The organism is Microbacterium sp. Leaf351 (assembly GCF_001423825.1).
In the GTDB taxonomy this organism is placed as follows: domain Bacteria; phylum Actinomycetota; class Actinomycetes; order Actinomycetales; family Microbacteriaceae; genus Microbacterium; species Microbacterium ginsengisoli.
This window is the reverse complement of record NZ_LMPK01000007.1, coordinates 265-2,305: the sequence shown is the minus strand read 5'-3', so window position 1 is coordinate 2,305 and position 2,041 is coordinate 265. Positions and strand designations below refer to the sequence as shown.

The following is a 2,041-nucleotide window of genomic DNA, read 5'->3' as shown; positions in this document are numbered from 1 at the left end:
CCCTCGCCGTGACCCCCGACGCCCGCACCTGGCTGGCCGAGCGCGGATACGACCCGGTGTTCGGCGCGCGTCCGCTGCGCCGCCTCATCCAGTCGGAGATCCAGGACCGCCTCGCGATGGCGATCCTCTCCGGACGCGTGCACGACGGTGACGTGGTACGTGTCGACGTGGATGCCGCGGGCTCGCAGCTCGTGCTGACGAGCGACGGCCAGGCGCCCGCCGCCGACGACGAGGGCGACGTCATCGAGGCGATCATCGAGGACTGAGCGCCCCGCCTCCGACGCCCCCGCGCGCCGCGTCGGCGCCGGGGGTCTCGGGTGTCGTGCGACGGATGCCGCGGCTCAGTCGTTCGCGATGAGGATGCCCTCGAGCGAGTTGCGCACACGCGGCGCGGCCTCGCGCTCGCGCAGCTGCTCGGAGGCGAGCTGCGGGTCGCCGAGCGTGCCGACCGCCATGATCGAGACGGGCTCGTAGGTCGCGGGCAGGTCGAACGCCGCCCGCAACTTGGCGCGGTCGATGCCGCCCATCTGGTGGGTGGCGAGTCCCTCGGCGTGGGCCTGCACGGTGAGGAACGCGGCGGACTGGCCGAGGTCGTACTCGCTCCACGGCAGCGCCCTGCCGTCGCGCTCGGTCTCGGTGACGAACGCGATCAGCACCGAGGCGGTGCCCGCCCAGGCCTGGTTGAAGTCGAGCAACCCGTCGAAGAGCTTGGCGTGGGTGTCGGTGCCGCGGCGGCCCACGATGAAGTGCCACGGCTGCGTGTTCGACGCGGACGGCGCCCAGCGCGCGGCCTCGAGCACGCTGCGCAGGGCGTCCTCGTCGATGACGGCGGTGGCGTCGAAGATACGGGTGCTCCAGCGCTCGGCGAAGACGTCGAGCACGGGGGCCTCGATGAGCGCGGGATGCGCGATGGACTGAGACATGTCTGCTCCTCGGAATCGGATGGCGCGGGACGTCGTCGGCCCAGTGCATCCAACAGCATGACGCGATGAGGTGTTCCCAGGTACGCACAGGTTGTCATTGACCGATACAGAAGGATCGGCGATCTTCCCCGCGCAACAGAGCGGATGCCGCGGCATCCGGCCCGTACCGTGGGGTCATGACCATCGCGACGGCCGACCTCTACGACGAGCGCGGCGACGACCTGGATTCGCTGTCGGTGCCGTTCCAGGACATCGGCGGGCGCACCGCGTTCGACGGGCCGGTGCGAACGATCCGCTGCCACCGCGACAACGCCCTCGTGAAGGCGACGCTCGCGACGCCCGGCGACGGGGCGGTGCTCGTCGTCGACGGGGGAGGGTCGCTGGAGTCGGCGCTCGTCGGCGACCTCATTGCGGCATCCGCCGTCGCGAACGGGTGGGCGGGCATCATCGTGTTCGGCGCGATCCGTGACCGTGAGGCGATCGGCGGCCTCGACCTGGGCGTGAAGGCGCTCGGCTCGAACCCGCGAAAGTCCGCGAAGGAGGGCGTCGGCGAGGTCGACGTGCCGATCGTGATCGGCGGGGTCGTGTTCGCGCCGGGACTGCACGTCTGGGCCGATGCCGACGGGGTGCTCGTCGAGCGCTGAGGGGGCCGCGGCATCCCTCGCCCTTTACAGCGCGACCCGCGCGGAGCAGTGTGGAGGCGTTCGAGTTCCCCGCGCGCGAAGGAGGCGGCCATGTTCACGACCGAAGGGGCGTTCAGCGGATTCAGCGTCGACGACGTCGAGGCGGCTCGGGTCTTCTACGGCGACACGCTGGGGCTCGACGTCGAGGTGAACGCGATGGGCTTCCTCGACATCACACTGCCCTCCGGCGGCCGGGTGCTCGCGTACTCGAAACCCAACCACGAGCCGGCGAGCTTCACGATCATGAACTTCCCGGTCGACGACGTGGATGCCGCGGTCGACGACCTGCGTGCCCGCGGCGTCGAGACGAAGATCTATCCCGACGACCAGGTGCCGTCCGATGCGAAGGGCATCGTGCGGGGCTGGGGCCCCGACATCGCCTGGTTCCGCGACCCCGCCGGCAACGTGCTGGCCGTGCTCTCGCGCAGCTAGCGC

General features: G+C 71.0%; 3 protein-coding genes and 1 pseudogene. 3 read left to right on the top strand and 1 reads right to left on the bottom strand.

All coding sequences use genetic code 11. The features are described from left to right. Positions 1 to 266, top strand: a pseudogene (locus ASG00_RS16540) (ATP-dependent chaperone ClpB); the annotation flags it as partial. A 75-nt stretch (positions 267 to 341) separates the two neighbouring features. Here the strand turns inward: ASG00_RS16540 and ASG00_RS02545 are convergent. Continuing rightward, positions 342 to 923 carry a nitroreductase family protein gene (locus ASG00_RS02545; RefSeq protein ID WP_045246690.1) on the bottom strand — a complete coding sequence of 194 codons (582 nt, stop codon included), beginning with the start codon at positions 921 to 923 and terminating at the stop codon, positions 342 to 344. 176 nt (positions 924 to 1,099) lie between these two features. Between ASG00_RS02545 and rraA the strand changes: the two genes are divergently transcribed. Together rraA and ASG00_RS02535 are read left to right on the top strand one after the other, a co-directional pair. After that, the gene (gene rraA, locus ASG00_RS02540) at positions 1,100 to 1,567 is read left to right on the top strand and encodes a ribonuclease E activity regulator RraA (RefSeq protein ID WP_056206621.1); all 468 of its coding nucleotides are present in this window, start codon (positions 1,100 to 1,102) and stop codon (positions 1,565 to 1,567) included. 90 nt (positions 1,568 to 1,657) lie between these two features. After that, on the top strand, positions 1,658 to 2,038 hold the full coding sequence (locus ASG00_RS02535; RefSeq protein ID WP_056206618.1) for a VOC family protein: 381 nt from the start codon (positions 1,658 to 1,660) through the stop codon (positions 2,036 to 2,038). Positions 2,039 to 2,041: the final 3 nt, after the last annotated feature.